This is a genomic window from Streptomyces sp. ISL-43, from assembly GCF_018614195.1.
GTDB lineage: Bacteria > Actinomycetota > Actinomycetes > Streptomycetales > Streptomycetaceae > Streptomyces.
Map to the genome: position 1 here is coordinate 140,491 of NZ_JAGGOT010000023.1, position 26,804 is coordinate 167,294.

General features: G+C 72.1%; 25 protein-coding genes and 2 tRNA genes. 17 read left to right on the forward strand and 10 right to left on the reverse strand.

Features of this window, described 5'->3' with window-relative positions; genetic code table 11:
• Positions 1-75: 75 nt before the first annotated feature.
• Positions 76-600 (reverse strand): NUDIX hydrolase, encoded by a 525-nt coding sequence (locus J7F03_RS13735; protein WP_214949264.1) that lies wholly within the window; start codon positions 598-600, stop codon positions 76-78.
• Positions 597-2,000 (reverse strand): zinc-dependent metalloprotease, encoded by a 1,404-nt coding sequence (locus tag J7F03_RS13740; protein WP_214949265.1) that lies wholly within the window; start codon positions 1,998-2,000, stop codon positions 597-599. Before J7F03_RS13740 ends, J7F03_RS13735 begins: the two co-directional genes overlap by 4 nt.
• A gap of 330 nt (positions 2,001-2,330) precedes the next feature.
• Between J7F03_RS13740 and J7F03_RS13745 the strand changes: the two genes are divergently transcribed.
• The 4 genes from J7F03_RS13745 to J7F03_RS13760 all read left to right on the forward strand — a co-directional run bounded on the left by J7F03_RS13745 (position 2,331) and on the right by J7F03_RS13760 (position 5,468).
• On the forward strand, positions 2,331-3,386 hold the full coding sequence (locus J7F03_RS13745; protein WP_308379473.1) for an SDR family oxidoreductase: 1,056 nt from the start codon (positions 2,331-2,333) through the stop codon (positions 3,384-3,386).
• A 137-nt stretch (positions 3,387-3,523) separates the two neighbouring features.
• Entirely contained in the window at positions 3,524-3,985 is a 462-nt protein-coding gene (locus J7F03_RS13750) for a molybdenum cofactor biosynthesis protein MoaE (protein ID WP_214949267.1), read from the forward strand.
• 124 nt (positions 3,986-4,109) lie between these two features.
• Positions 4,110-4,313, forward strand: a complete 204-nt coding sequence (locus J7F03_RS13755) for a hypothetical protein (protein ID WP_214949269.1) — start codon at positions 4,110-4,112, stop codon at positions 4,311-4,313.
• A gap of 66 nt (positions 4,314-4,379) precedes the next feature.
• Complete coding sequence (locus tag J7F03_RS13760; RefSeq protein ID WP_214949271.1) at positions 4,380-5,468, forward strand: PDZ domain-containing protein; 1,089 nt, start codon at positions 4,380-4,382, stop codon at positions 5,466-5,468.
• A gap of 31 nt (positions 5,469-5,499) precedes the next feature.
• On the opposite strand, the gene J7F03_RS13765 is transcribed toward J7F03_RS13760, so the two are convergent.
• The gene (locus tag J7F03_RS13765; protein WP_251071859.1) at positions 5,500-6,072 is read right to left on the reverse strand and encodes a PPA1309 family protein; all 573 of its coding nucleotides are present in this window, start codon (positions 6,070-6,072) and stop codon (positions 5,500-5,502) included.
• 148 nt (positions 6,073-6,220) lie between these two features.
• Here J7F03_RS13765 and J7F03_RS13770 point away from each other — a divergent pair, with 148 nt between their 5' ends.
• The 4 genes from J7F03_RS13770 (at position 6,221) to J7F03_RS13785 (ending at position 11,751) form a co-directional block, all read left to right on the forward strand.
• Complete coding sequence (locus J7F03_RS13770; RefSeq protein ID WP_251071899.1) at positions 6,221-9,103, forward strand: UPF0182 family protein; 2,883 nt, start codon at positions 6,221-6,223, stop codon at positions 9,101-9,103.
• Between the two features lie 44 nt (positions 9,104-9,147).
• A tRNA-Met gene (locus tag J7F03_RS13775) sits at positions 9,148-9,221 on the forward strand.
• A gap of 216 nt (positions 9,222-9,437) precedes the next feature.
• Entirely contained in the window at positions 9,438-11,384 is a 1,947-nt protein-coding gene (locus J7F03_RS13780; RefSeq protein WP_214949274.1) for a tetratricopeptide repeat protein, read from the forward strand.
• A gap of 293 nt (positions 11,385-11,677) precedes the next feature.
• A tRNA-Met gene (locus J7F03_RS13785) sits at positions 11,678-11,751 on the forward strand.
• 150 nt (positions 11,752-11,901) lie between these two features.
• Here the strand turns inward: J7F03_RS13785 and J7F03_RS13790 are convergent.
• The gene (locus tag J7F03_RS13790) at positions 11,902-12,318 is read right to left on the reverse strand and encodes a Fur family transcriptional regulator (RefSeq protein WP_214949275.1); all 417 of its coding nucleotides are present in this window, start codon (positions 12,316-12,318) and stop codon (positions 11,902-11,904) included.
• A gap of 130 nt (positions 12,319-12,448) precedes the next feature.
• Here J7F03_RS13790 and J7F03_RS13795 point away from each other — a divergent pair, with 130 nt between their 5' ends.
• Positions 12,449-13,921 carry a catalase gene (locus tag J7F03_RS13795; protein ID WP_214949277.1) on the forward strand — a complete coding sequence of 491 codons (1,473 nt, stop codon included), beginning with the start codon at positions 12,449-12,451 and terminating at the stop codon, positions 13,919-13,921.
• Positions 13,922-13,997: 76 nt separating this feature from the next.
• On the opposite strand, the gene J7F03_RS13800 is transcribed toward J7F03_RS13795, so the two are convergent.
• Both J7F03_RS13800 and hisN read right to left on the reverse strand, forming a co-directional pair.
• Positions 13,998-14,393, reverse strand: a complete 396-nt coding sequence (locus tag J7F03_RS13800; RefSeq protein ID WP_214949285.1) for a cyclic nucleotide-binding/CBS domain-containing protein — start codon at positions 14,391-14,393, stop codon at positions 13,998-14,000.
• Positions 14,394-14,590: 197 nt separating this feature from the next.
• Positions 14,591-15,403 (reverse strand): histidinol-phosphatase, encoded by an 813-nt coding sequence (gene hisN / locus J7F03_RS13805; RefSeq protein ID WP_214949287.1) that lies wholly within the window; start codon positions 15,401-15,403, stop codon positions 14,591-14,593.
• A 119-nt stretch (positions 15,404-15,522) separates the two neighbouring features.
• Between hisN and J7F03_RS13810 the strand changes: the two genes are divergently transcribed.
• On the forward strand, positions 15,523-16,107 hold the full coding sequence (locus tag J7F03_RS13810; RefSeq protein WP_214949289.1) for a TetR/AcrR family transcriptional regulator: 585 nt from the start codon (positions 15,523-15,525) through the stop codon (positions 16,105-16,107).
• Here J7F03_RS13810 and J7F03_RS13815 read toward each other — a convergent pair.
• From J7F03_RS13815 to J7F03_RS13830, 4 genes are all read right to left on the reverse strand, one after another.
• Positions 16,073-16,396, reverse strand: coding sequence for a multidrug efflux SMR transporter (locus J7F03_RS13815; protein ID WP_214949460.1), 324 nt, complete (start codon positions 16,394-16,396; stop codon positions 16,073-16,075). The genes J7F03_RS13810 and J7F03_RS13815 overlap by 35 nt on opposite strands.
• Before the next feature lie 118 nt (positions 16,397-16,514).
• Positions 16,515-17,525, reverse strand: a complete 1,011-nt coding sequence (gene rsgA, locus J7F03_RS13820; RefSeq protein WP_214949291.1) for a ribosome small subunit-dependent GTPase A — start codon at positions 17,523-17,525, stop codon at positions 16,515-16,517.
• An 8-nt stretch (positions 17,526-17,533) separates the two neighbouring features.
• A complete protein-coding gene (gene aroA / locus J7F03_RS13825; RefSeq protein WP_214949293.1) occupies positions 17,534-18,889 on the reverse strand; it encodes a 3-phosphoshikimate 1-carboxyvinyltransferase in 1,356 nt (451 codons plus the stop codon).
• A 156-nt stretch (positions 18,890-19,045) separates the two neighbouring features.
• Complete coding sequence (locus J7F03_RS13830; RefSeq protein WP_214949295.1) at positions 19,046-19,759, reverse strand: M50 family metallopeptidase; 714 nt, start codon at positions 19,757-19,759, stop codon at positions 19,046-19,048.
• Between the two features lie 53 nt (positions 19,760-19,812).
• Between J7F03_RS13830 and J7F03_RS13835 the strand changes: the two genes are divergently transcribed.
• The 7 genes from J7F03_RS13835 to J7F03_RS13865 all read left to right on the forward strand — a co-directional run bounded on the left by J7F03_RS13835 (position 19,813) and on the right by J7F03_RS13865 (position 26,781).
• Positions 19,813-20,628, forward strand: a complete 816-nt coding sequence (locus J7F03_RS13835) for an SOS response-associated peptidase (RefSeq protein ID WP_214949297.1) — start codon at positions 19,813-19,815, stop codon at positions 20,626-20,628.
• Between the two features lie 27 nt (positions 20,629-20,655).
• A complete protein-coding gene (locus tag J7F03_RS13840; protein ID WP_214949300.1) occupies positions 20,656-21,315 on the forward strand; it encodes an alpha/beta family hydrolase in 660 nt (219 codons plus the stop codon).
• Positions 21,316-21,584: 269 nt separating this feature from the next.
• Positions 21,585-22,229 (forward strand): sigma-70 family RNA polymerase sigma factor, encoded by a 645-nt coding sequence (locus tag J7F03_RS13845; RefSeq protein ID WP_008741505.1) that lies wholly within the window; start codon positions 21,585-21,587, stop codon positions 22,227-22,229.
• Positions 22,226-22,555: a mycothiol system anti-sigma-R factor gene (gene rsrA, locus J7F03_RS13850; protein WP_214949302.1), complete on the forward strand. Its 330-nt coding sequence runs from the start codon at positions 22,226-22,228 to the stop codon at positions 22,553-22,555. The genes J7F03_RS13845 and rsrA overlap by 4 nt, the downstream gene beginning before the upstream one ends.
• Before the next feature lie 220 nt (positions 22,556-22,775).
• Positions 22,776-24,389, forward strand: a complete 1,614-nt coding sequence (locus J7F03_RS13855; RefSeq protein WP_214949303.1) for an HD-GYP domain-containing protein — start codon at positions 22,776-22,778, stop codon at positions 24,387-24,389.
• The gene (locus tag J7F03_RS13860) at positions 24,386-25,645 is read left to right on the forward strand and encodes an HD domain-containing protein (protein WP_308379478.1); all 1,260 of its coding nucleotides are present in this window, start codon (positions 24,386-24,388) and stop codon (positions 25,643-25,645) included. Before J7F03_RS13855 ends, J7F03_RS13860 begins: the two co-directional genes overlap by 4 nt.
• 140 nt (positions 25,646-25,785) lie before the next feature.
• Positions 25,786-26,781, forward strand: coding sequence for a hypothetical protein (locus J7F03_RS13865; protein ID WP_214949305.1), 996 nt, complete (start codon positions 25,786-25,788; stop codon positions 26,779-26,781).
• Positions 26,782-26,804: the final 23 nt, after the last annotated feature.

Genomic DNA, 26,804 nt, shown 5'->3' on the forward strand with positions numbered 1-26,804 from the left:
CAGGCGCACGGAAACGGAAGAGGGGCGGCTCCGCATCGGCGGAGCCGCCCCTCTTCCGCATGTCCCGTGCCGGGGTCAGAGCCGCGCCCGGGTCGCCTCCAGAAGCCGCACGACCGAGGTGTCGGCCACCGCCGCCACCTCCTCGTACGGGAACCAGCGCAGGTCCAGCGACTCGTCGCTGATCGCTTCGACCGCCTCGGCGGGCGCCAGCGCCGCGTACTGCACGTCCAGGTGCCAGTTGCACGGCGCCGGGATCGGATGCCGGTCGAGGCGCACCGGACCGCCGGGCAGCAGCGTCAGCCCGTCGGCGATGCCCGACTCCTCGACGGCCTCGCGCAGGGCGGCCCCGGCGAGCGTGGTGTCACCGGGCTCGCAGTGCCCGCCCATCTGCAGCCACATGCCGAGCTTCTTGTGCAGGGTCAGCAGTACGCGGCCCCGCGCCGGGTCGATCACCAGCGCGCTGCCCGTGATGTGACCGGCACGGCAGGGCTTGTAGACCCCGTCCGGGTGCGCGGCCAGGTGTTCCAGATACAGGTCGCGCAGCTCGGGCTGGTCCTCGTACGCCTTCAGGACCGCCGCCGCGTCGTCGTGCAGGCTCACTTCTCGTCTTCGCCGTCCTGCTCGCGCTTCTGGGCGGCCTCGCCGAGCATCTTGTCGATCTCGGAGAAGTCCAGCTGCTCGCGGTGCACGAACCCGTCCGGGTCGTCCAGGTCGGAGGCGGTCGGCAGCATGTCCGGGTGCTCCCACAGCCCGTCGCGCCCGTCCACGCCGCGCGCGTCGGTGAGCGAGGCCCACAGCCGCGAGGCGTCGCGCAGCCGGCGCGGCCGCAGCTCCAGCCCGATCAGCGTCGCGAAGGTCTGCTCGGCCGGGCCGCCGGAGGCACGCCGCCGGCGCATGGTCTCGCGCATGGCGTCCGCCGAGGTCAGCCGGGGCTTGGCCGCCTCGTGCACGACCGCGTCGACCCAGCCCTCGACCAGCGCGAGCGCCGTCTCCAGGCGGGCCAGCGCGGCCTTCTGCTCGGGGGTGTCCTGCGGCTGGAACATGCCGCCCTGGAGGGCTTCCTGCAGCTGCTCCGGATTCGACGGGTCGAGCTGGCCGACCACGTCCTCCAGCTTGGAGGTGTCGACCTTGATGCCCCGCGCGTACCCCTCGACCGCGCCGAAGAGGTGCGAGCGCAGCCACGGCACGTGCGCGAAGAGACGCGCGTGGGCGGCCTCGCGCAGCGCCAGGTACAGCCGGACCTCGTCCGAGGAGACGCTCAGGTCCTTGCCGAAGCTCTCGATGTTCAGCGGCAGCAGGGCGGCCTTGCCGGCCGGTCCCAGCGGCAGGCCGATGTCGGTCGAGCCGACGACCTCGCCCGCGAGGGTGCCCACGGCCTGGCCGATCTGCTGGCCGAACATGGCCCCGCCCATGGAGCGCATCATGCCGAGCAGCGGGCCCGCCATGGCCTGCATCTCCTCGGGCAGGACGCCGCCCATGGCCGCGCCGACGCGCTCGGCGACCGGGTCCACGAGCTCCTTCCACACCGGGAGGGTCGCCTCGACCCATTCGGCGCGGCTCCACGCGACGGCCGTCGCGGCGCCCGACGGCAGCGAGGTGACGTCGTCCAGCCAGTGGTCGGCGAGGCGCATGGCCTCCTCGACCGCGGACTTCTCGGCGATGCCGACGCTGGCGTCCTTGACCCCGTCCGAGGTGCCCTGCGCCACGGTCTGGCGGGCGATGTCCTTGGCCATGTCCCAGTTGACCGGGCCGCCCTCGTAGCTCAGCATCTGGCCGAGCTGCTGGAAGGCCGCGCCCAGGTCGTTCGGGTTCATCGAGCCGAACATCGCCGCGAACGGGTTGTCGGCGCCGCCCGGGCCGCCGGCGCCGCCGGGCAGGCCCGCGCCGAAACCGAGCGGATTCGGGCCGCCCTGACCTCCCTGATTGCCCTTCTTCTTGCCTTCGTCGCCGTTGTCCGGCTCCTCAGGCGGAAGGCCGAATCCGAATGGGGTGTCGCTCACGGGTTTCCTCGGCTCGTAGGGCCGCCGGCGGGGGCCGGCGGGCAATGGTCGGACGACACCACCCAGCGTAGACACCAGACCCGCTTCCGGGCTCGGTGCTCCGTCGACTCCCGGGCTGCGGCAGGATGGACATCACCTGGTAGGTACGCGTCACGGCGCGTCCCTACTGAAGACAACCGCTGGAGACGCCTGGTGAGTTCCCCAGATCCGCACGCTTTGGACAATCACGGCTCGGACGAGCACGGCCGAGAGCCGCACGAGGCCGAAAGCCGCGCTGAGCACGGTGACGGCGCCCAGGGCGTTCGCCAGCCGCGAAACCCGGACGGTTCCGTGCGGCGCAGCCCCGTGATCGCCGTGACCGGCGCCGCGTCGGGTGTCGGCGCCGCGCTGGTGAGCAGGCTGGCCGCGTCCGACGAGGTCAAGCAGGTCGTCGCGATCGACGAGCGGCGCGGGGACTGCGCGGCCGCGCAGTGGCACCTCCTGGACGTACGGGACCCCGCGATCGCCGAGAAACTGCGCGGCGCGGACGTCGTCGTGCACCTGGCGCTCGACCTCGACCTGGAGACGGACCCGGCGGCCCGTACGGCGTACAACGTGCGGGGGACCCAGACCGTGCTCACCGCCGCCGCGGCGGCCGGCGTGCACCGGGTCGTGCTCTGCACCTCGGCGATGGTCTACGGGGCCCTGCCGGACAACGACATCCCGCTCTCCGAGGACGCCGAGCTGCGGGCCACCGCCGAGGCGACCGGCGTCGGCGACCTGCTGGAGATCGAGCGCCTGGGCCGCCGGGCGCCGCGCGCCCACCCCGGCCTGAACGTCACCGTGGTCCGCCCGGCCGTGCTGGTCGGCGGCACGGACACCGCGCTGACCCGGTACTTCGAGTCCCCGCGCCTGCTGGTGGTGGCCGGGTCCCGCCCGACCTGGCAGTTCTGCCACGTGGAGGACCTGGTCAGCGCGCTGGAGTACGCGGCGCTGGAGAAGGTCGAGGGCGAGCTGGCGGTGGGCTGCGAGGGCTGGCTGGAGCAGGAGGAGGTCGAGGAGCTGAGCGGGATCCGCCGCATGGAGCTCCCGTCCGCCGTCGCCCTGGGCGCGGCGGCCCGGCTGCACCGGATCGGCCTGACCCCGTCCCCGGCCGGGGACCTGGCGTACACGATGCATCCGTGGGTGGTCAGCGTCAGCGGGCTGCACGCGGCGGGCTGGCGGCCGCGCTGGACCAACGAGGAGGTGCTGGCGGAGCTCCTCCAGGAGGTCGCGGGCCGGCACACGGTCGCGGGTCGCAGGCTGGGGCGCAAGGACGCCACCGCGGCGGGTGCGGCGGGTGCGACGGTCGCGCTGCTGGGCGCCGCCGCCGTGGTCCGCGCGGCCCGCAGGCGCCGGGGGATCTGACGGGTCCCGGGGCTCCGCCCCGGACCCGCGCCCCGAAGCCGGCGGGGCCGGATTGGTAGGAGGCTCCCAAGGGCGGGGGTGTGGCCCTGGCGAATCGGCTATTCCGCCGCGTCAGCGGCTAGGGCACGATGGAAGGTATGGCACCGCACTTCGACCACCCCGGCGAGCAGGCCGCTTCGGACCCGATCCGGCTGCTCGAAATCCGTGACACCCCGCTCTCGATCGACGAGGTCTTCCAGGCCGTCGGCGACGACGCGACGGGTGGTACGACGCTCTTCGTCGGCACGGTGCGCAACCACGACAGCGGAGCGGACGTCGACCAGCTCGGCTACTCCTGCCATCCGTCGGCCGAGGCCGAGATGCGCCGCGTCGCCGAGCGCGTCGTGGCGAAGTACCCGGTCCGGGCCCTCGCCGCCGTCCACCGTGTCGGCGATCTCGCCGTCGGCGACCTCGCGGTCGTCGTGGCCGTCTCCTGCCCGCACCGGGGCGAGGCCTTCGAGGCCTGCCGGATGCTGATCGACGACCTCAAGCACGAGGTTCCGATCTGGAAGCACCAGACGTTCGCGGACGGTACGGAGGAGTGGGTCGGCGCCTGCTGACCCTGCCAGACCGCTCGTTTTGCCCCATTCGGACGCGCAACACGCCCTCGATTTGCGTAACCCCCTCCCGGGTACCAGCGTTGAAGCCACCAACAACACGTACTTCGGGGTAGGAGGCACGCCCATGGCGTCACTGGCGTGGTTGCTGATTCCGCTGTTCGCCGCGGTCGGAGCGGCGATATGGGGCAGCTGGGCGGCACGCGACCGTACATCCGGTGACATATCCGAGCTCGCGGGATACGCGAGATTCCGGGAAGCGATGGGCAAGGCCGAACAGACCCGGGCGAAGGCGGACGCGCACTCCGGCTCCGGCTCCGACGCCGTCTGAGGCGCCCGGCCCCTTACGGACCGGCCCCGCAGGCCGCCCGTCAGGGCCGTCCCGTACTGTCGATCCATGCCACGCCGCACTGCGACGATGCTCGCTTCCACCCTCATGCTCTTCGCCCTGCTCTGCGCAGGGGTGTTCATGAAGGTCCCGTACTCCGAGATGAGTCCGGGCCCGACCGTGAACACGCTCGGGGACTCGCACGGCGAGCCGGTCCTGAACATCTCGGGGCGCAAGACGTACCCGACCACCGGGCATCTGAACATGACGACGGTCCGCGTCACCGGCGCGGACTACGACATGAACCTGCTGGAAGCGGTGTACGGCTGGGCGGCCGGCGACAACATCGTCGTACCGCACGAGAACCTGTACCCGAACGGCAAGACGGACCGGGAGTCCACGCAGGAGAACGCCGAGGAGTTCAGCCAGTCGCAGGAGAGCGCCAAGGTGGCCGCCCTCAAGCAGCTCGGCATCCCGGTCTCCGCCCGAGTGATCGTCGCCACCGTGGTCAAGGGCAGCCCCTCCGAGGGCAAGCTGCACGCCGGCGACGTGATCAAGGCCGTGGACGGCACCCCCGTCAACGCCCCCGGGGACGTGGCCAAGCTCGTCACCAAGCACAAGCCCGGCGAGCCGGTCGAATTCACCATCGTGCCCGCCGCCGAGGCCGCCGAGGCCGAGAAGGCGAACCGCGAGCCCACCGCCACGACGAAGGTCACGATCACCGCGGGCAAGGCGGAGGACGACGGTCACGCCATCGTCGGCATCCGGGCCGACACCGACCACACCCTCCCGTTCACGATCGACATCAAGCTCGCCGACGTCGGCGGCCCCAGCGCCGGCCTGATGTTCGCGCTCGGCATCGTCGACAAGCTCACCCCGGAGGACCTGACCGGCGGCAAGTTCATCGCAGGCACCGGCACCATCGACGACGCCGGCAAGGTCGGCCCGATCGGCGGCATCCAGATGAAGACCATCGGTGCCCGCCAGGCCGGCGCCCAGTACTTCCTGACGCCCGCCGAGAACTGCGCCTCCGCCGCGACGAACGTGCCCGACGGGCTGACGCTGGTGAAGGTCTCCACCATCGACGACGCGGTGAAGGCACTGGAGAAGATCGGCAAGGGGGACACGGCCGGACTGACGCAGTGCGCCACGTCCTGACCGCGTCCCCGCGCCCCGCCCGCCGGCCGGGCTAGTCGAGGAAGGTGGCGGACAGCGCCTCGGCGAGCCCCGGCACCAGGGTCGCGCCGGTCAGCACCTCGCTCGCCGAGTCCTTCTCCCGCAGCCGTACGGCCGACTCCCGAGATCCGTCGCGCAGGACGCCCACGGTCAGCCGCACCTCCTGCCGGTCCGGGTGGGCGGCGACCCACTTGGCCAGCTGCTTGTCATTGAGCCCCTCCGGTACGGAGGACTCCGCGGACGGCGGCAGCATCAGGCGCTCCACGGTCAGCGCGCAGCCGAGGATCGACGGGGGCCAGGCGATCGTTCCCAGGAACTTGTCCAGCGGGGTCCCGGCCGGCACCTCGTCCTGCTCGATCGGGGTGAGCTGGTTCTTGCCCGTGTCGTCCTGGTCGAGGCCGAGCTGGCGGGCGACTCCCGGCGCCTCCTTGCGCAGCTTGGCCGTGTCGACCAGGGCGAAGAGACGGGCGGGCTTGTCCCAGCCGAGGGTGGAGGCGTACTCGTCGATTTCGAGGACGGCACGGGTCAGCGGGCTTGCCGCCATAGGGGTGCCGGGGGACGGCGAAAGGTTGGACATGGACAACATCCTGCCCCCTTTCCCCCGGATACCGGGAACTGACTAAAGCCTCAGTAAGTTGCATGAGTGGGCTCTACGATCGGGGGCCCATGCTTTGAAGAAATCTCAGCATCACTTCCACACAGCGACTTTCGAGGTGCGCACCTTGGCTTTCCAGATGCCGGACCGCGGCGGAGGCCCCTCCGGGCCACGGATGAGAGTCGGCCGCCCGTCCCGGCGCGCCCGGACTCTTCTGATGACCTTGGGCGTCCTGGCCGTCCTGGCCATGGCGTTCATCATGTTCGCCGGCTTCTGGACGGACTGGCTCTGGTTCCGCTCCGTCAAGTACTCCACCGTCTTCACCACCACCCTGTGGACCAAGGTCGGCCTCTTCGCCGTCTTCGGCCTGCTGATGGCCGGTGCCGTCGGGCTGAACATCTGGCTGGCCCACCGGCTCCGGCCGCCGCTCAGCGCGATGTCGATGGAGCAGCAGAGCCTCGACCGCTACCGGATGAGCGTGGCGCCGTACCGCACGTGGCTGCTCCTGGGCGTCTCCGCGCTGGTCGGCCTGATCGCGGGCGCCTCGGCGGCGGGCCAGTGGAAGACCTGGCTGATGTATGTGAACGGGGTGCCCTTCGGGCAGAAGGACCCCCAGTTCAACCTGGACGTGTCGTTCTACACCTTCGACCTGCCCTGGTACCGCTTCCTGCTCGGCTTCGGCTTCGCCGCCGCCGTGCTCTCGGTGATCGCCGCCGCCGTCGTGCACTACCTCTACGGTGGACTGCGCGTCACGAGCCCGGGTGCGCGGGCGACCGCCGCGGCGACCGGCCACCTGTCGGTGCTGCTCGGTCTCTTCGTCACGCTCAAGGCGGTCGCGTACTGGCTCGACCGGTACGGCCTCGCCGTGAAGTCCAGCGACTTCAAGGCCGCGGACAACTGGACCGGCCTGCGGTACGTCGACGCCAACGCCTACCTGCCGGCCAAGACGATCCTCGTGGCCATCGCGGCGATCTGCGCGGTGCTGTTCTTCGCGACGCTGTGGCGGCGCACCTGGCAGCTCCCGGTCATCGGCTTCGGCCTGATGGTCCTCTCGGCGATCCTGATCGGCGGGCTGTATCCGGCGATCGTGCAGAAGTTCCAGGTCCAGCCGAACGAGCAGGCCAAGGAATCCCCGTACGTCGAGAAGAACATCAAGGCGACGCGCGACGCCTACGGGGTCGCCGGCACGGACGTGACGGACTACGCGGGCGTCCCGGCCGAGGGGACCGACAAGGCCAAGCTGCGCAAGGCGGCCGACACGACCGCCAGCATCCGCCTCCTCGACCCGAACATCGTCTCCCCGGCCTTCCAGCAGCTCCAGCAGGTCAAGGGCTACTACGCCTTCCCCTCGACGCTCGCCGTCGACCGGTACAGCGGCCAGGACACGGTCATCGGTCTGCGCGAGCTGAACATCGGCGGCATCCCGAAGAACAACTGGATCAACGACCACTTCAAGTACACCCACGGCTACGGCGTGGTCGCGGCCAAGGGCACCACCGTCGGAGACCAGGGAGCCCCGGACTTCACCCAGTCCGACCTCCCCTCCAAGGGGATGTTCGGCACGGACTTCGAGCAGCGGGTCTACTACGGCGAGCAGACGAAGCAGTACTCGATCGTCGGCGGACCGCAGAAGGAGCTCGACTACTCGGACGACAAGGGCGAGAAGGAGACGAGCTACAAGGGCGACTCCGGCGTCAACCTCGACAACCCGGTCAACCGCGCCGCGTACGCGCTCGCCTTCAGCGAACCGCAGATCCTGTACTCCGGCGCCATCGGCGAGGGCTCGCGGATCCTGTACAACCGCACGCCCAAGGAGCGCGTCGAGGCCGTCGCCCCCTGGCTGACCATCGACGGCGCCCCGTACCCGGCGGTCATCGACGGCCGGATCAAGTGGATCGTCGACGCCTACACGACGACCAACGGCTACCCCTACGCCTCGCGCACCACGCTGGGCGAGAGCACCCACGACTCGCTGACGAACAACCAGCGCGCGGTGGTGGCCCAGGAGAACCAGGTCAACTACATCCGCAACTCGGTGAAGGCCACCGTCGACGCGTACGACGGCACGGTCGACCTGTACCAGTGGGACACCGAGGACCCGATCCTCAAGACGTGGATGAAGGCGTTCCCGGGCACGGTCAAGGCCAAGGGCGAGATCTCCAAGACGCTCATGGACCACATCCGCTACCCGCAGGACCTCTTCAAGGTCCAGCGCGAGCTGCTGACCCGGTACCACGTCACCGACCCGCAGACCTTCCTCAGCGGCAGTGAGGCCTGGGCCGTCCCGGACGACCCGACGACCAAGGCCGGCACGGCGGTCCCGCCGTACTACCAGTCGATGAAGATGCCGGGCCAGAAGGAGAAGGACCAGGTCTTCTCGCTCACCACGACGTTCACGCCGAACGAGCGCGACAACCTGAGCGCCTTCATGGCGGTCAACGCCGATCCGGGCACCCCGGACTACGGCAAGATCAGAATCCTGAAGCTGCCGACCAGCAAGCCGGTCGACGGCCCCAAGCAGGTGCAGAGCAAGTTCCAGTCCGAGCCGAAGATCGCCGAATCCATCCGCCTGCTGCGCGGTGGCGACTCCGAGGTCGAGTACGGAAACCTGCTGTCGGTGCCGCTCGACGGCGGAATGCTCTACGTCGAGCCGGTGTACGTGCGCAGTTCCGGGCTGAAGTACCCGCTGCTGCGCAAGGTGCTCGTGACCTACGGCGGCCAGACCGCCTTCGAGGACACCCTCGAGAAGGCGCTGAACGTGGTGTTCGGGGCCGAGGCGCCGACCACGCCGGTCAACCCGCCGACCCCGCCGGGCGACGGCACCACCCCGCCGCCGACCAGCCAGGACCCGACGGTCAAGGCGGCCCTCGCCGACGCGCAGAAGGCCGTCGAGGATGCCGACAAGGCGCTGAAGGCCGGCGACTGGGCGGCGTACGGCAAGGCCCAGGGTGACCTGCAGGCCGCGCTGAAGCGGGCGATCGAAGCCGAGGCGAAGCTGACCACGCCCAAGCCGGCCGGATAGCGGTAATGGCCCCACCCCGCGTCGTGATACTGTGGTTTTACCGACGCGGGGTGGAGCAGCTCGGTAGCTCGCTGGGCTCATAACCCAGAGGTCGCAGGTTCAAATCCTGTCCCCGCTACTGAAAACGAAGGCCCGGATCCGATGGATCCGGGCCTTCGTCATGCCCGGTGCGACCGTGTTTTTCACCGACGCGGGGTCGCTTGGGTCGCTGGGGTGGGTGAGTTGGGGTGCGAGCGTGTTTGACTTGTCTCTCTGTGGGCATGTCGACAAAACGCTGTAGTGACCTCACTGGCTGCGACATACCAGGTGTACGCGGGTAGCAGGTGATGCGACGATGGGATTTATGGGGGACAGGTCAACTCTGCTGGAGACAGGGCGGTTTGTGAGGGCGGAGGCCGAGTCGGGTACGGAGACCGATGGGGCGGCTCAGACTGTTGACGTGCGGACCGCGATGACCACGCGGCCGGCATGGGACACGGCGGCCGCGGCCTCTGTGCGGGCTGTTCCGGCCACGCAGGCCGCGCAGTCGGCCCAGGCAGCCCAGGACGACGCGGTGTTCGACGACGAGGCGTTCACGCTGGCCGACGCGGCCAGCGACGCCGAGTTGGAGGCCCGCCACCGGGTCGCCGCCGACAAGGGGGACCCGGGCGCCATGAGCGTGCTCGGGGCGCTCCTGCTGCGCCGCGGCGACCTCGCCGGAGCCGAGCCGTACCTGCGCGGGGCGACGGGGGAGGGCGACCGCGCCGCCGCCAACAACCTCGGCGTGCTCCTGCACCAGCGCGGCTACCCCGAGGAGGCTGCCGGCTGGTGGCGCGTCGCCGCCGTGGCCGGATCGGCTCCGGCCGCGCACGCCCTGGGCCGCCACTACCGCGAGCGGGGCGACGAGCCCGCCGCCGAGTACTGGATGCGCCAGGCGGCGGAATCCGGCCACGCGCTGGGTGCGTACGGGCTCGCGGACCTGCTGGAGCACCGCGGGGACAAGGGTGTCGAGCGCTGGTTCCGGGCCGCAGCCGAACAGGGGCACCGCGAAGCCGCGTACCGGCTGGCGCGGCACCTGCGCAAGGGCGACCCGGCCGAGGCCGAGCAGTGGTACCGGCAGGCCGCCGCGCGCGGGCACCGGCGCGCCGCGCTGCACCTGGGCACGCTGCTGGAGGCGCGCGGCGAACTGAAGGAGGCCGGGCGCTGGTACCTGACCTCCGCCAAGCAGGGCGAGCCGCGGGCGGCGTGCGCGCTCGGCTTCCTGCTGCGCGACGCCGGTGACGAGGAGAACGCGGCCACGTGGTGGCTGCGGGCCGCGCAGGACGGCGACGGCAACGCGGCGAACGCGCTGGGCGCGCTCCACGCCGCGCGGGGCGAGACCCAGACCGCGGAGAAGTGGTACCGGGCCGCGATGGACGCCGGCGACCAGAACGGGGCGTACAACCTCGCGCTGCTGTGCGCCGCACAGGAGCGGACCGCGCAGGCCGAGCAGTGGTACCGGCGCGCCGCGTACGCGGGGCACCGCGAGGCGGCCAACGCGCTGGCCATCATGCTGCTCCAGGTCGGGGACGCGGCGGGCGCCGAGCCGTGGTTCTCCAAGGCGGCGGAGGCGGGCAGCGTGGACGCCGCGTTCAACCTCGGGATCCTCTTCGCCAGCCGCGACGAGGACCGCACCGCGCTGAAGTGGTACGAGCGGGCCGCGTCGGCGGGGCACACCGACGCGGCGCTGCAGGTGGGCATCGCGCTGGTCCGGGACGGCGAGGAGCGGGCCGCGGAACGGCACTTGCGGTGCGCGGCGGGCGGCGGCAGCGCAGAGGCCGCCTTCCGGCTGGCCTCGCTGCTGGAGTCGCTGGCCCCGCCGCCGGAGCCGGTGGCGCTGGGCGAGCCGGTGGGCGGCGCGGCGAAGACCGAGGGCGAGGAGTGGTACGAGCGGGCCGCCGAGCTGGGGCACCGGCGGGCGCAGGTCCGCATCGGCATGCTGGCCGCCGCGCGGGGCGAGCTGGCGGTCGCCGCGCGGTGGTACCGGGAGGCGGCGGAAGCCGGCTCGCGCAACGGGGCGTTCAACCTGGGGCTGCTGCTCGCGCGCGAGGGGAACGAGCCGGAGGCGGCGCTGTGGTGGACGCGGGCGGCGGTGGCCGGACACGGCCGCGCGGCGCTGCGGCTGGGGCTGCTCGCCGCCCGCCAGGGGGACCTGGCGGAGGGGCAGAAGTGGTGCGTGCGTGCGATGGAGCTGGGACCGGCGGAGGTCTCGGAGCGCGCGGCCCGGCTGCGCGAGGCCCTGGCCGAGGAACTCTCGGTCTGACCGGTCTGACCGGTCTGACCGGCCCCGCGAGCCCCGGCCCCCTGGCTCGGGCTGCCGCCGTGGAGGTCGGTTCGTACGGCCAGGACGTCGCGCGAACGAGCCCACCGGGCCCGCCGTGTCCCGGGCCGGCGCGGTCCCGTCGGTGTCGTACGCCTCGTACACGGTGACCTCCGCGCCCGTGCGCCGGCCTCGCTGCTCCTGCACGGTCTGCGGGGTTCCCAGGGCGGCCGGGACCCGGCCGGTTAACCGATTTGCATCTGCTCGCCGGGCTCGCGTAAAGTCAGGTTTACCGACGCGGGGTGGAGCAGCTCGGTAGCTCGCTGGGCTCATAACCCAGAGGTCGCAGGTTCAAATCCTGTCCCCGCTACTGAAGGCTCGAAGGCCCGGATCCTCTGGATCCGGGCCTTCAGTCGTTTCCGGACGCCAAGACCGCAAAAGGCGGGACGGCGTCGTGAAGACGGAAAAGAGGGGGTGGGGGCTCATCGAGCCCCCACCCCCTCGCGGTCTTTCCGGCCGGTTACGCGCCGGCGCAGTTCGGGCACACCCCGCGGTACGTCACCTCGACCGCCGACACCGTGAAGCCGAAGCGCTCCGTGTCCGGCAGGTCGGCCAGCGGATTGCCCGCCGGGTGGACGTCGCGGATCGCGCCGCACTGGGCGCACACCAGGTGCTGGTGGGGCCGGTGGGCGTTCGGGTCGTACCGCTTGGCGCGCCGGTCCGTGGAGACTTCCAGGACCTCGCCGAGGGTGACGAGTTCGCCCAGGGTGTTGTAGACGGTCGCGCGGGAGATCTCCGGCAGCTTGGCCACGGCGCGCGCGTGCACCTCGTCGGCCGTCAGGTGAACGTGGTCACCGTCGAGCACCTCGGCCACGACACGCCGCTGTGCGGTCATGCGCCATCCGCGTCCGCGAAGTCGTTCCAGCAGGTCACTCATGGGCGTCAGCCTAACAGCGAGGGGATTCGGTGTAACTCCCGAACCGGTGCGGACTTGGATGTTTACTTGACTTAGACAAAGTCCATTGTAGGATCGGAAACGGCACAGGCCAAGGACAGGACACGCAGGAATGACGCAGGAGGCGCACGTGACGCAGCAGGGACCGCTCACCACGGAGGCCGGGGCTCCGGTCGCCGACAACCAGAACAGCGAGACCGCTGGCGTCGGCGGGCCCGTTCTCGTCCAGGACCAGCTGCTCCTGGAGAAGCTCGCCCACTTCAACCGCGAGCGCATCCCGGAGCGCGTGGTGCACGCCCGCGGCGCCGGCGCGTACGGCACCTTCACGCTCACGCGTGACGTCTCGCAGTGGACCCGGGCGAAGTTCCTGTCCGAGGTCGGCAAGGAGACCGAGACCTTCCTGCGCTTCTCCACCGTCGCGGGCAACCTCGGCAGCGCCGACGCGGTGCGCGACCCCCGCGGCTGGGCGCTGAAGTTCTACACCGAAGAGGGCAACTACGACCTCGTCGGCAACAACACCCCGGTGTTCTTCATCAAGGACGCCATCAAGTTCCCGGACTTCATCCACACCCAGAAGCGCGACCCGTACACGGGCTCGCAGGAGGCGGACAACGTCTGGGACTTCTGGGGTCTGTCGCCCGAGTCCACCCACCAGGTGACCTGGCTGTTCGGTGACCGCGGCATCCCGGCGTCCTACCGCCACATGAACGGCTACGGCTCGCACACGTTCCAGTGGAACAACGAGGCCGGCGAGGTCTTCTGGGTCAAGTACCACTTCAAGACCGACCAGGGCATCAAGAACCTCACCCAGGCCGAGGCCAACCAGCTCGCCGGTGAGGACCCCGACTCGCACCAGCGCGACCTGCGCGAGTCGATCGAGCGCGGCGACTTCCCGTCCTGGACCGTGCAGGTCCAGATCATGCCGGCGGCCGAGGCGGCCGAGTACCGCTTCAACCCGTTCGACCTCACCAAGGTGTGGCCGCACGAGGACTACCCGCCGATCGAGATCGGCAAGCTGGAGCTCAACCGCAACCCGGAGAACGTCTTCGCCGAGGTCGAGCAGTCGATCTTCTCCCCGGCGCACTTCGTCCCCGGTATCGGTCCGTCCCCGGACAAGATGCTCCAGGGCCGTCTCTTCGGCTACGGCGACGCCCACCGCTACCGCGTCGGCATCAACGCCGACCACCTGCCGGTGAACCGTCCGCACGCCACCGAGGCGCGCACCAACTCCCGTGACGGCTACCTGTACGACGGCCGCCACAAGGGTGCGAAGAACTACGAGCCGAACAGCTTCGGCGGCCCGCACCAGACGGACCGTCCGCTGTGGGTCTCCAACGCGGTGACCGGCGGCACGGGCAACCACCCCGCCGCGGTGCACAGCGAGGACACCGACTTCGTCCAGGCGGGCAACCTCTACCGCCTGTACTCGGAGGACGAGAAGGCCCGTCTGATCGAGAACCTGTCCGGCTTCATCGCCAAGGTCTCGCGTGACGACATCGTCGAGCGCGCGATCGACAACTTCCGCCAGGCGGACGGCGACTTCGGCAAGCGCCTGGAGGCCGCGGTCCAGGCCCTTCGCGGCTGATCCGGCGCCTTGTCGTAGCAGGCCGACGGGCCGGTGTCCCCGAGAGGGGCGCCGGCCCGTCGGCCGTTTCCGGCTCCTACGCGGGAACGCGGCTGCGCCGGAGCGGAGCCCAGCAGCGGATGACGTCGCGGACGGAGACGATGCCGACGGGGCCGCCGTCCTCCAGCACGATCAGGTGCCGGAAACCGCCGTGGGCCATCGCCTCGGCGGCTTCCTGCACGGTGGCGTCCGGGGTGCAGAAGACCACGTTGTTGGTGGTGTGCGCGCCCACGGACTCGCGGTCGGGGTCGTGTCCGGCCCCGAGCGAGTTGAGGATGTCGCGCTCGGTCAGAATGCCGATGCCGCTGTGCTCGGGATCGAGGACGACGGCCGCGCCGACGCGCCGGCCGGACATCAGGCAGGCCGCCTGACGCAGGGTGTGAGTGGGTCCGAGGGTGAGGATCACGGTGCTCATGGCGTCACGGACGAGCATGAAGAGAGCCACCTCCTGTGAGTCCCTCCGCTCGGGTGGGGTGCGCCGTGCGGGCCCGCACTTAGAGAAAGCCTTCACAAGCGCACAAGCGGAGGAGTCCCAGATTCCCACGGACACGGAGTGTCAGCAAGGAGGCGCGCAAGGGGGCGCGTTCGGCGGCGGTGGGCGAGGTCAGGCGCAGACGTGAGGGGCAGACGTCAGGCGCGCGGGCGCAGGAGCTCCAGCATGCGTTCGTGCAGCAGCCCGTTCGAGGCCGCCGCGTTCCCGCCGTGTACGCCGTCCTGCCCGTCCAGGGCGGTGAAACGGCCCCCGGCCTCCTCGACCACGACCGCCAGGGCCGCCATGTCCCACAGGTTGAGCTCCGGCTCGGCGCACAGGTCGAGCGAGCCCTCGGCGACCATCATGTACGGCCAGAAGTCCCCGTAGCCCCGCGTACGCCAGCACGCGCGGGTCAGGTCCAGGAAGCCGGGCAGCCGCCCCTGCTCCTCCCAGCCGCTCAGCGAGGAGTAGGCGAAGGAGGCGTCGGCGAGGTCGGCGACCTTGGAGACACCGAGCGCGGTGGTCTCGCCGAGCGCGCCTCCCGCGTACGCTCCGCGGCCGCGCGCCGCCCACCAGCGGCGGCCCAGCGCCGGGGCGGACACCACGCCGACGACGGGCCGGAAGGCCCCGGCCGGGTCCTCGGGGTCCACCTCCATCAGGGAGATCAGCGTCGCCCAGACCGGCACGCCGCGCACGTAGTTCTTCGTACCGTCGATCGGGTCCACGACCCAGCGGCGCGGGCCGTCGCCCTTGAGGCCGTACTCCTCGCCCAGGATCGCGTCGTCGGGCCGCGCGGCCGAGATCCCGGCCCGGATGATCTCCTCGGTGGCGGTGTCGGCCTCGCTCACCGGGGTCATGTCGGGCTTCGTCTCGACTCTCAGGTCGAGGGCGCGGAACCGCTCCATCGTGGCGGCGTCCGCCGCGTCGGCGAGTTCGAGGGCAAGGCGCAGGTCATCGTCATACTCGGGCATGGCCGAACAGTACCGAGACCGCCGGGGCCCCGTGCGCGGCGTCCACGGTGCGGCACGCACCCTTGACAGGACCTGTCGGCCCGTCAACTCTGACGGAGACGTCAAAGGGGGAGGCGACGGTGCCCACGGCCCGGGAGTCCTTGCTGGAAGCGGCGGGAGCGGCGCTCGCGGCGCGCCCTTGGCCGGCCGTGCGGATGGTCGACGTGGCGGCCTCCGCCGGGGTGTCGCGCCAGACCCTCTACAACGAGTTCGCCGGCAAGGCGGGCCTGGGCCACGCCCTGGTCCGGCGCGACGCCGCCTGGTACCTCGACGGGGTGGACCGGGTGCTGGGCTCCCCGGGCGGCTCCGCCGAACGGCTCGCGGCGGTCGCGGAGTGGACCGTGCGCGCGGCCGAGGCGCGTCCCCTCGTACGGGCCCTGCTGACGGGGTGCTGGAACGGGAACTTACCTGTGCCGGCCGGCCGGGGAGTGCGGCCGGGACTGCCCGCCCTCGGCCCCGCCGAGCTGGTCCGCGCCGTGCGCGAGCGGGCCGGCGCGGCCATCGCCCCGGGCGAGGCCGCGCACCGGTGCGAGCTGGCCGTACGGCTCGCGGTGTCCTACCTGATCGCCCCGGCCGGCCCGCCCGGGCCCGGCTCCGGCGAACTGCTGCGGCTGTTGGACGCGCCGGGCCTCACTGCGCCGAGCCCGACAGCTGGAGTCCGATGACGCCGAGGATGACCAGCGAGATCGATACGAGCTTGAGGGTGGAGACCAGGTCGCCGAGGAAGATCATCCCGTAGATGGCGGTCCCGGCGGCGCCGATGCCCGTCCACACCGCGTAGGCCGGGCCCACGTCCAGCTTCTTCAGGGCCAGCGTCAGCAGACCGAAACTGCCGAGCGCGAAGCACGCGAAGGCGACGGTCGGCCACAGCCGGGTGAAGCCGTGCGACAGCTTGAGGCAGACCGCGAAGCCCGTTTCCAGGATTCCGGCGACCACGACCAACAGCCACGCCATGGCGTATGCCTCCCGCGTCACGTGGTGCGCTCTTGGCCCGGCCGGCGCACCACTTGGTGCGATTATGCATTTACCAGACATCGCATACGGCAAACCCCGCCGGAGGGTCGACCGTCGATCAGTCGCCCTCGCGCCGCTCCCGTGTCTGGAGCAGCCGCCGCAGCGAGTACAGCCGCGCGGGATCCGCGTGGCCGTCCTCCACCCACTTGTCGAGCGCGCAGTCCTGCTCGTCGTGGCTGCACGCGCGCGGGCACCCCTCCGTCCCCGGCACCAGCTCCGGGAAGGCCAGGATCACCCGGGACGGGTCCACGTGGTGCAGGCCGAAGGAGCGCACGCCCGGGGTGTCGATGACCCAGCCGTCCCCGCCCGGCAGCGGCAGCGCGAGCGCCGAGGTGGTGGTGTGCCGGCCGCGGCCGGTCACCGCGTTGACCACTCCGGTGGCGCGCTGGCGGCCCTCGGCGACCAGCGAGTTCACCAGCGTGGTCTTGCCGACGCCCGAGTGGCCGACGAAGGCGGTGATCCGGCCGTTGAGGTGCTCGCGCACCCGGTCGGCCGCGTCGCCCGCCGCCAGCTCCTCGCGGTTGGTGACCACATAGTTCAGCCCGAAGGTCGAGTAGATCTCCAGGATCTTGTCCGCGGAGGTCAGGTCGGACTTCGTGAGCACCAGCAGCGGCTCCAGCCCGGCGTCGTACGCCGCCACCAGGCAGCGGTCGATCATCCGGGGCCGCGGCTCCGGATCGGCCAGCGCCGTGACGATCGCCAACTGGTCGGCGTTGGCGACGACCACGCGCTCGTACGGGTCGTCGTCGTCGGCCGTGCGCCGCAGCACGGACTTGCGCTCCTCGATGCGCACGATGCGGGCGAGGGTGTCCTTCTTGCCGGACAGGTCACCGACGATCCAGACCCGGTCGCCGACCACCGCCGCCTTGCGGCCCAGCTCGCGGGCCTTCATGGCGTGCACCGCGCGGTCCTCGACGAGGCAGGTGAGCCGGCCCCGGTCCACGGTCAGGACGAATCCCTCGGCCGCGTCCTCGTGTTTGGGGCGGATGGTCGTCCGAGGCCGGTTGCCCTTGGGGTTGGGCCGCTGGCGGATGTCGTCCTCGTCGGTGTGCTTGCCGTACCTGCGCATGACGGGCCCTACGCTCCCACGCCTGCCGCCGCCGGTTTGCCGAGCATGTCCGTCCACATCTTCGGGAAGTCCGGCAGGGTCTTCGCGGTCGTCGCCACGTTCTCGACGAGCACGCCCTCCACCGCCAGGCCGATCACCGCGCCGGCCGTGGCCATCCGGTGGTCGTCGTACGTGTGGAACGTGCCGCCGTGCAGCGGGCGCGGCCGGATCCGCAGGCCGTCCTCGGTCTCCGTGACGTCACCGCCCAGAGCGTTGATCTCCTTGGTCAGCGCCGCCAGGCGGTCCGTCTCGTGCAGCCGCAGGTGCTGGACGCCGCGCAGCACGGACTCCGAGTCGGCCAGTGCCGCGACCGCCGCGATGCCCGGGGTGAGCTCGCCGACCTCGCCCAGGTCCACGTCGATGCCGTGGATCTTGCCGGTGCCGGTGAAGACCAGGCCCGCGTCGGTCAGCTCGCAGGAGCCGCCCATCTCCGTGAAGATCCGGCGCAGCGCGTCACCGGGCTGCGTGGTGCGCCGCGGCCAGTCCGGGATGGTGACCGTGCCACCCGTGATCATGGCCGCCGCCAGGAAGGGCTGCGCGTTGGAGAGGTCCGGCTCCACGACCAGGTCGCGGCCGAGCAGGGCGCCGGGGGCGACCCGCCAGACGTTCTTCTCGCCGCCCGCCTCCGGGGTGTCGACCTGGGCGCCCGCCGCGCGCAGCATCTCCACCGTCATCCGGATGTGCGGCATGGACGGCAGGTTGGTGCCCACGTGCCGGACCTCGACGCCCTGGTTGAAGCGCGGGGCGGAGAGCAGCAGCGCGGAGACGAACTGCGAGGAGTTGGTCGCGTCGATCTCGACGGTGCCGCCCTCCAGGGCGCCGCCGCCCTGGACGGTCAGCGGCAGCGCGCCGCGGCCGTCGTCGTCGATGCGGGCGCCGAGGGTGCGCAGCGCGGTGATGACCTGGCCGAGGGGGCGCTCGTAGGAGCGCGGGTCGCCGTCGAAGCGGATGTCCCCGGCGGCGAGGGTGGCGACGGGCGGCAGGAAGCGCATGACCGTGCCCGCGTTGCCGACGTCGACGGTGGCCGGGCCGTGCAGCGCGGCCGGGATGATCCGCCAGGCCTCGCCGCTGTCGCCCGCCCCGGCGGAACTGGAGGAGACGGTCTCCTCGATGCCGACGCCCAGCGCGCGCAGCGCGTCGGACATCAGCTGGGAGTCGCGCGAGCGCAGCGGGCGCCGCACCCAGCCCGGCTCGGAGGCGAGCGCGGCGAGCACGAGGGCGCGGTTGGTGACCGACTTGGACCCCGGCACGGTGACGGTGGCCTGGACGGCGGCATCGGCGAGCGGGGCGGGCCAGAGGGCGGGGGGAGCGGGGGTCGCGGTCATGGCCACCACTTTAGTGGCTTCCCGTGGCCACAGATCTTGATCGCGGAGGCGTCTCGGCGTGCGGACGGACCCCGGTGCGCGGCCCGGTGCGGGCCTCGGCGCCGTACCCGTCGCGGATCACGCGCGCGGACCACGCCGCCGACCTCGGCGGATCGCTCAGAGCACCAGCAGCCAGCGGCCGCCGCCGACGAGCGAGCACAGCGCGACCACGTGGAAGAGCAGCAGCCACACCACCGGGTGCACATGGGTGAGCCGCCCGAGCTGGTCCGCGTCGGAGTCGGGCGCTCCGCCGTGCCGGCGCTTGGCCCCCAGCTCGAAGACCGGCCGGACCCCGCCCAGCAGCAGGAACCACACCACGGCGTAGGCGAAGACCGCCTGGACGTCGGCCGTGGCCAGCCAGGAGACCAGGACGAAGGTGGTGCCCGTCAGCACCACCGTCAGCAGCCCGTACGCGTTCCGGATCATCACCAGCATCGCCACCAGCAGCGCGGTCGCGGCCCACAGCAGCAGCGTGATCCGGTGCGCGGAGAGCAGCGCGGCCCCGCCGAGGCCGAGCAGCGAGGGCGCCGTGTACCCGGCGGCGGCGGTGAGGATCATCCCGGGGCCGGTCGCCTTGCCGCGGCTGACGGTGACCCCGCTGGTGTCCGAGTGCAGCCGTATCCCGTCCAGGCGCCGGCCGGTCAGCAGGGCCAGCAGCCCGTGCCCGCCCTCGTGCGCGATGGTGATCGCGTTGCGCGACAGCCGCCACAGCGGGCGCGGGCCCACGGCGGCCAGCGCTGCCAGGCCCGTCGCGATCACCAGCCACCGGTCGGGGGCCGTCTGTATGCCGGTGAGCCGGTCCCACAGGCCGGCCGTGGTGCTGCTGTCCATGAGGTGGCGGACTCCTTGCGGTGGGGGTCGGGTGCCATGACAGTGTGGCCGCCATGTGCGGAAGGTATGCAGCGAGTCGCAGTCCCGAGGACCTGGTGGAGGTCTTCGGCGTGGAGCGGTGGGAGCCCGAGGAGTCCTTGGACCCCGACTGGAACGTGGCCCCGACGAAAGAGGTCCACGTCATCCTCGACCGTCCACTGAAAGACGCTGCGAGTCCGCGTCCGGTTCGCCAGCTCAGGGTCCTGAAATGGGGGCTCGTCCCGTCCTGGGCGCAGAATCCCGACGGCGCCGCCCGGATGATCAACGCCCGGTCCGAGACCATCGCCGAGAAGCCGTCCTTCCGCCGCCCCTTCGCGCAGCGCCGCTGCGTCATCCCGGCCGACGGCTACTACGAGTGGGTCACCGCCCACGACGAGCGGCAGCTGGAGGTCGAGGGGAAGAAGAAGCGGGCCCGCAAGCAGCCCTACTTCGTCCTCCCCCGCGACGGCTCCGTCTTCGCCATGGCCGGGATATACGAGTTCTGGCGCGACCGGACCCTGCCCGACGCGCACCCGCTCGCCTGGTGGGCCACCTGTTCGGTGATCACCGCGGAGGCCGAGACCGGACCGCTGGGCGTCGCCCCGGCCGACGGCCCGCGCTCGCTCTCCGACATCCACCCCCGGATGCCGCTGATGCTCACCCCGGACCGGTGGGACGCCTGGCTGGACCCGGCGCGGACCGACCCCGACGAGCTCCAGGCCCTCCTCGCCCCGCCGCCGGGCGGGCTGATGCGCGCCTACCCGGTGCCCACGGCCGTGAGCAACGTCCGCAACAACGGGCCCGAGCTGCTGGAGGAACTGGCCGCGCCGGAGGAGAGCACGCTCTTCTGACCGCCTCCGAACCGGCATGATCGGCGCATGAGCACGCGTACCGAGAGCGCCCCGACCCCGGCGGGCGAGGCCCGCATCACCTGGCACCCGGCCCCGGCACGAAAGGCCCGTCTCGTGCTCGCCCTCGGCCACGGCGCCGGCGGCGGGATCGAGGCCCGGGACCTCCAGGCCCTGGCCGCCGCCCTGCCCGCCCACGGGGTCACCGTCGCGCTGGTCGAACAGCCGTGGCGGGTCGCGGGGAAAAAGGTGGCCGCCGCGCCCAAGGTGCTGGACGAGGGCTGGCGCGCCCTGTGGCCCGCGCTGGCGGCGCCCGGACGGCCGGTCGTCGCGGGCGGGCGCAGCGCCGGGGCCCGGGTGGCCTGCCGGACCGCCGCCGAGCTGGGCGCGGCCGGGGTGCTGGCGCTGGCGTTCCCGCTGCACCCGCCGGGCCGGCCCGAGAAGTCCCGGGCCGATGAACTGCTGGGCGCCGGGCGGCCGACGCTGGTGGTCCAGGGCGGCCGCGACCCCTTCGGGCGGCCCGCGGAGTTCCCGGCGCCGGGCGGGGGCGAAGACCCGTACGAGCTGGTGGAGGTGGCCTTCGGCGACCACGGCTTCGCCGTGCCGAAGAAGGCGGACCTGACACAGGAAGAGGCCCTGGCGGTGATCACAGGGGCGGTGGCCGGTTGGCTCGGCCGGCTTCCCGTGTGAGCCCGGGCCCGCGAGACCCGCGCCGCCGGGGAATGCGCCGCCCCGCCCTTCTGTTGTCCCGGATGTCGGTACGTACGGGAACATGTCGTGAGGAGAGCGAGCGCATGACGCAGGTCATCAGCCAGAACCGTCCGCAGGCCGCTGACCTGGACTGGACAGTGCTGCCCGCTCCCCAGCGCGGCAAGCTTCGGGCGGCGGCCGACCGGGATGGTCGACTATTCTCCGATTCGAGCGGGTCCGCTTTCGGAGTCGCCACGCAGTCGGAGGAGGTGGGTCCTGTCGCTGGGACCGACGAAGGCCACGCGGAGGAGACGACCCCGGAGCGCAACGCGCGCTTCGAGAGGGACGCCCTCGGCTACCTCGACCAGATGTACTCGGCCGCCCTGCGCATGACGCGCAATCCGGCCGACGCCGAGGACCTGGTCCAGGAGACGTACGCGAAGGCGTACGCGTCGTTCCACCAGTTCCGCGAGGGCACCAACCTCAAGGCATGGCTGTACCGCATTCTGACCAATACCTTCATCAACTCCTACCGCAAGAAGCAGCGCGAGCCCCAGCGCAGTGCGGCGGAGGAGATCGAGGACTGGCAGCTGGCGCGCGCCGAGTCGCACATGTCGACGGGGCTGCGTTCCGCCGAGTCGCAGGCGCTCGACCACCTGCCCGATTCGGATGTGAAGGAAGCGCTTCAGGCCATTCCGGAGGAGTTCCGCATCGCGGTCTATCTTGCCGACGTAGAGGGCTTTGCGTACAAGGAGATCGCGGACATCATGGGTACACCCATCGGTACGGTCATGTCGCGACTGCACCGTGGCCGCCGTCAACTCCGCGGAATGCTGGAGGACTATGCCCGTGAGCGCGGGCTCGTCCCGGCCGGCGCGGGAGAGTCGAACGACCTGAAAGGCTCGGGCTCATGAGCTGCGGAGATGCGCACGAGACGGAGTGCTCCGAGGTCCTGGACCACCTATACGAGTTCCTGGACCAGGAGATGCCCGAAGGCGACTGCACGAAGTTCGAGGCGCACTTCGGCGAGTGCAATCCCTGTCTTGAGAAGTACGGCCTGGAGCAGGCCGTGAAGAAGCTGGTCAAGCGCTGCTGCGGATCGGACGACGTACCGACCGACCTGCGGTCGAAGGTGATGGGACGGATCGAACTCATCCGTTCGGGTCAGGCCGTGCCGGACCATGACATCACCGCCGCGCCGGCCGTCGCCGAACCGCTGCCGGGATCAGCGAAGGGCTGAATTCGGCCGCGTGTGCCGATGAAGTAGTACCCGATTGAACGATCTTGAACGGCCGCCCCCGGAAGGGCACTTCCTTCACCCGAAGGTGGTAATCCGGGGGCGGCCGCATGGTGCAATGCGAAAATGTGGCCCAGCTCGCTCCCGGCCCCACTTATCCTCCCCATTCGGTACTGGTTTGATTCGGTACCTGGCTTGCACGGCTCAGGGGGAGGAGAGCGCCATGCGGGTACTTCCGTCGGCGCGTGCCTACATCCTGTGCGCCGTCCTCGCCGCCTGCGCCTGCCTCGCCCCGGCCCTCGTCGATCCCGCCACTTCGTGGCCCTCCGTCGGCCTGCTCTCCCTGCTCTACCTCGGCTGCGAACTCGTCAAGGTCTGCCCGCTCATGGGCCGCCGGGTGCCCGAGGGACTCGGCTCCTTCTTCCCCGTGGTGCTGGCCGCCGTGTTCCTGCTGCCACCGCCCGCCGCCGCGCTCGTCGCGCTGCCCGGCGCGTTCGCCGGGACCGTGGTGCAGCGGCCGGCCCGGGTACGGCGCACCTGGCACGCGGCCCAACAGGCGATAGCCGCCTGGACCGCCGGGCACGTCTACGGGCTGCTGGGCGGGCCCGCGGCGCTGGGCGCGGGATCCTTCGGCGATACCGGCCCACCCGGTGCGCCGGGCGCCCCCGGTCCCGCGGGCTGGGTCGCCGACTTCCCCTACGTGATGCTCCCCGCCGCCGCCGCGGCCGTCGCCTTCTGCCTGGTGCTCACCGCCCTCGACGGCGGCATCCTGGCCACCGCCGAACGCCGGCCCGCCGCCACCGCCTGGCGCGGACTGCTGACCCGGTCCCTCGCCCCGCACTGCGTGCACGGCCTCGCCGGGCTGATGATGGCCGTCATGTGGCGCAGCCCGTACGGACTCCCGGCCGCACTGCTCGTCCTGCTGCCGATGTACATCTCCTGCTGGGTCTTCGCCCAGTACCACCGCGAGCGCGCCGCCCACCAGGCCACCATCCGGGCCCTGGTCCAGGCGGTCGACATCAAGGACCGCTACACGCGCGGCCACAGCGAGCGGGTCGGCGAGGCCTCCGCGATGATCGCCCGTGAGCTGGGCATGGGCGAGGACCGCCTCGAGGTCGTCCGCATCGCCGGGATCCTGCACGACGTCGGCAAACTGGGCGTCCCCACGCGACTGCTGCGCAAGGACGGACCGCTGACCCCCGAGGAACGCCGGATCATCGAACTGCACCCCGAGTACGGGCACGAGATGGTGCGGGGCATCGGCTTCCTGGGCGAGGCCCGGGCCGCGATCCTGCACCACCACGAGCGGGTGGACGGCTCCGGCTACCCGTACGGGCTGACCGGTGAACAGATCCCCGTGCTGGCCCGGGTGGTGGCGGTGGCCGACGCCTTCGACGCGATGACCTCGACCAGGTCCTACAGCCGGGCCCGGCCGGTGCCGGTGGCCCTGGCCGAGCTCGAACGGTGCGCGGGGGCGCAGTTCGACCCGGAGATGGTGCGGGCCCTGGTGGAGGCGATCGGCCGCCATGGCTGGCACCCGAAGGTGACCTCGGACGAAGACCTCCAGGTGATCCCCTCGGGCGCCCCGGCCGGCGCGGGCGCCCCCGGCCCGGCGGCGGACACGGACCGGACGGTGCCCACCGGTGTCGGAGCCCGCGCCCCGGGGACCGACGCGGAGCAGAGCGCCCCGGTGCTCGCCGGACTTCCCGCGCAGGCCGGCCGGCCCCCGGAGGCCGGTGCCGCCGCGCCCCAGGCCGGCCCGGCCGGATCCGCGGCCGGGCCCGCGGGGGCCGGCCGTGACGGGGACGGCGCCGGCCCGGCGGGAGCGGGCACGTGAGGGCATGGGCCGCCGGGGGCCTGCGCGGAGCCGCCGGGCTGCTGACGCTGGCCGCGCTCGGGCACACCTTGTGGAACGGGCTCGTCGAGCCGGGGGTCGCCCTGGCCTTCGGCACCCTGATCGCCATCGGCGAGCTGGCCCGCCGCGACCGCGGCGACGCCGCCCGCCGCCAGCCCGCGCCGCTCGGCTCCGCCGGAGCGCTCGCGTACGCCCTCCTCGGACAGAACGCCGGGCAGCCCACCCGCCACGGGGTCCTGCAGATCGTCGCCGTCGTCGTCGCGGCCGCCCTCGTCGGGATCGTCCCGCACATCGCCCGGGGCCGCGGCCCCGCCCTCGACCACCTGGCCCGCCGGGTCCTCACCGTCACCTTCGCCGCCGTCTGCTTCCAGCCGCTCTACAACTCCGGCCGGCTGGAGGACTGGGTCGGCCAGGGCTCGTACCTGGTGCTCTTCCTGCTCTTCCTGCTCGGGCTGACGGCACTGTGCGACGCCGTCCTCGCCGCCGTCCTCGCCCGGGCCCGCACCGGCTGGCCCTTCGCCCCGCTGCTCCGCGACGAGATGCGCGCCCAGCTCGGCATCGGCTCCGCGATCTGCGCCACGGGCGTGGTGATGGCCCTGGGGGTCGCCGTCGCCGGCCTGTGGGCGGTACCCGTCTTCAGCGTGCCGCTGCTGCTGACCCAGATGTCCTTCCACCGGATCACCGCCATCCGCACCACCTACCGCCAGACCATCACCTCGCTGGCCCGCGCCACCGAGATCGCCGGCTACACCCGGCCCGGCCACTCCCGCCGCGTCGCCGCCCTCAGCTGCGCCGTGGGCCGGGAGCTGGGCCTCTCGGAGCGGGAGCTCACGGTGCTGGAGTACGCCGCCCTCATGCACGACATCGGGCAGCTCTCCCTCGTCGACCCGGTCCCGGCGGGGGCCACGGCCGAGCTGCCCGCCGCCGAAGCCCGCCGGATCGCCGGGCTGGGCGGGGAGGTGGCCCGGCAGACCGGGGTCCCCGCCGAGGTCGCGGTCGTGGTGGAGCTGCAGGCGGACCCGTACCGGGAGCAGCCCGTCGCCGCCCGCATCGTGCGCACGGTCAACGCGTACGACGACCTCGTGGGCGGGGCCCGTCACCCGGGCGGCTCACTGGAGGCCCTGGAGCGGCTCCGGCTGGGCACCGGGCACGACTTTCAGCCGGAGGTGGTGGAGTGTCTGGCCAGGGTGCTCGCCCGGGGCGGACCTGCCAGAGTCGTACCCGTCCCGCCTGGGTAACCCATGAGTAATGAGCGGCCGTCCGAGTGGGCATGATTGGATGCCAGTAAGAGTGTCCCCGGGCGAGAATGTCCGGTAAGAGTGTCCGGAAGAGTCCGCAAGGCTGCACCGTTGCATCGTCGGACCGGCAGGCGGGAATCGTGAGGATCTTCGGGAAGGTACGGCACAGGCCCTCCGCCTCGTGGCGGCAGGCCACCGACCGCGCGTTCACGCTGATCGGCGACGGTCGGTACGAGGACGCGGGCGCGCTCCTGACCAGAGCCGCGGACCTGGAACCCTGGCTCTCCGAGTCCTGGTTCAACCTGGCGCTGCTCCACAAGTTCCGCCACGACTGGGAGCAGGCGCGGGCCGCCGGCCTGCGCGCCGTGGCCCTGCTCGACCGGGAGACCGGCGCCCCGGACTGGTGGAACGTCGGGATCGCCGCCACCGCGCTGCAGGACTGGCCGCTGGCCCGCCGCGCCTGGCAGGCGTACGGGCTGAAGGTGCCGGGAGACCCGCACGGCGCGGGCGCGGGCGCCGAGCCCGTCGGCATGGAGCTGGGCAGCGCGGCCGTAAGGCTGTCGCCCGAGGGCGAGGCCGAGGTGGTCTGGGGCCGCCGGCTGGACCCGGCCCGCATGGAGGTCCTGTCGATCCCGCTGCCCTCCTCGGGGCGGCGCTGGGGCGAGGTCGTACTGCACGACGGGGTCCCGCACGGGGAGCGCGTCACCGCCGCCGGCCCCTCCTACCCCGTCTTCGACGAGATCGAGCTGTGGGCGCCCTCCCCGGTGCCGACCTGGGTGGTGCTGCTGGAGGCGGGCACAGAGGCCGACCGCAACGCCCTGGAGCAGCTGGCCTCCGACGCCGGCTTCGCCGCCGAGGACTGGTCCTCGTCGGTGCGGCTGCTCTGCCGGACCTGCTCGGAGAGCGCGATGCCGAGCGGCGAGGGCGACGGAGAGCACCTGGACCCGCACGACCACAGCGAACCGGGGCACCCCGGCCCGCTGGGGCACCGTACGGCGGGGTCCGGATCCCTGTGGGTGCCCGAGCGGGAATGCGGGATCGCGGCGCCGGCCGGGCTCGTGCGCGGGCTGCTCGACGGATGGGTCGCGGACAGCCCGGAGTCCCGCGAGTGGCGGGATCTCGAAGAAGTCTGCTGAGCGGGGGCCGCTCGGTCATGTGA

Coding starts and splice junctions, on each gene's coding strand:
- J7F03_RS13750 (WP_214949267.1), top strand. CDS start 3,524: ATGGCACCGCACTTCGACCACCCCGGCGAGCAGGCCGCTTCGGACCCG.
- J7F03_RS13755 (WP_214949269.1), top strand. CDS start 4,110: ATGGCGTCACTGGCGTGGTTGCTGATTCCGCTGTTCGCCGCGGTCGGA.
- J7F03_RS13760 (WP_214949271.1), top strand. CDS start 4,380: ATGCCACGCCGCACTGCGACGATGCTCGCTTCCACCCTCATGCTCTTC.
- J7F03_RS13765 (WP_251071859.1), bottom strand. CDS start 6,072: ATGTTGTCCATGTCCAACCTTTCGCCGTCCCCCGGCACCCCTATGGCG.
- J7F03_RS13770 (WP_251071899.1), top strand. CDS start 6,221: ATGCCGGACCGCGGCGGAGGCCCCTCCGGGCCACGGATGAGAGTCGGC.
- J7F03_RS13780 (WP_214949274.1), top strand. CDS start 9,438: ATGGGATTTATGGGGGACAGGTCAACTCTGCTGGAGACAGGGCGGTTT.
- J7F03_RS13790 (WP_214949275.1), bottom strand. CDS start 12,318: ATGAGTGACCTGCTGGAACGACTTCGCGGACGCGGATGGCGCATGACC.
- J7F03_RS13795 (WP_214949277.1), top strand. CDS start 12,449: ATGACGCAGGAGGCGCACGTGACGCAGCAGGGACCGCTCACCACGGAG.
- J7F03_RS13800 (WP_214949285.1), bottom strand. CDS start 14,393: ATGCTCGTCCGTGACGCCATGAGCACCGTGATCCTCACCCTCGGACCC.
- hisN (WP_214949287.1), bottom strand. CDS start 15,403: ATGCCCGAGTATGACGATGACCTGCGCCTTGCCCTCGAACTCGCCGAC.
- J7F03_RS13815 (WP_214949460.1), bottom strand. CDS start 16,396: ATGGCGTGGCTGTTGGTCGTGGTCGCCGGAATCCTGGAAACGGGCTTC.
- rsgA (WP_214949291.1), bottom strand. CDS start 17,525: ATGCGCAGGTACGGCAAGCACACCGACGAGGACGACATCCGCCAGCGG.
- aroA (WP_214949293.1), bottom strand. CDS start 18,889: ATGACCGCGACCCCCGCTCCCCCCGCCCTCTGGCCCGCCCCGCTCGCC.
- J7F03_RS13830 (WP_214949295.1), bottom strand. CDS start 19,759: ATGGACAGCAGCACCACGGCCGGCCTGTGGGACCGGCTCACCGGCATA.
- J7F03_RS13835 (WP_214949297.1), top strand. CDS start 19,813: ATGTGCGGAAGGTATGCAGCGAGTCGCAGTCCCGAGGACCTGGTGGAG.
- J7F03_RS13840 (WP_214949300.1), top strand. CDS start 20,656: ATGAGCACGCGTACCGAGAGCGCCCCGACCCCGGCGGGCGAGGCCCGC.
- rsrA (WP_214949302.1), top strand. CDS start 22,226: ATGAGCTGCGGAGATGCGCACGAGACGGAGTGCTCCGAGGTCCTGGAC.
- J7F03_RS13855 (WP_214949303.1), top strand. CDS start 22,776: ATGCGGGTACTTCCGTCGGCGCGTGCCTACATCCTGTGCGCCGTCCTC.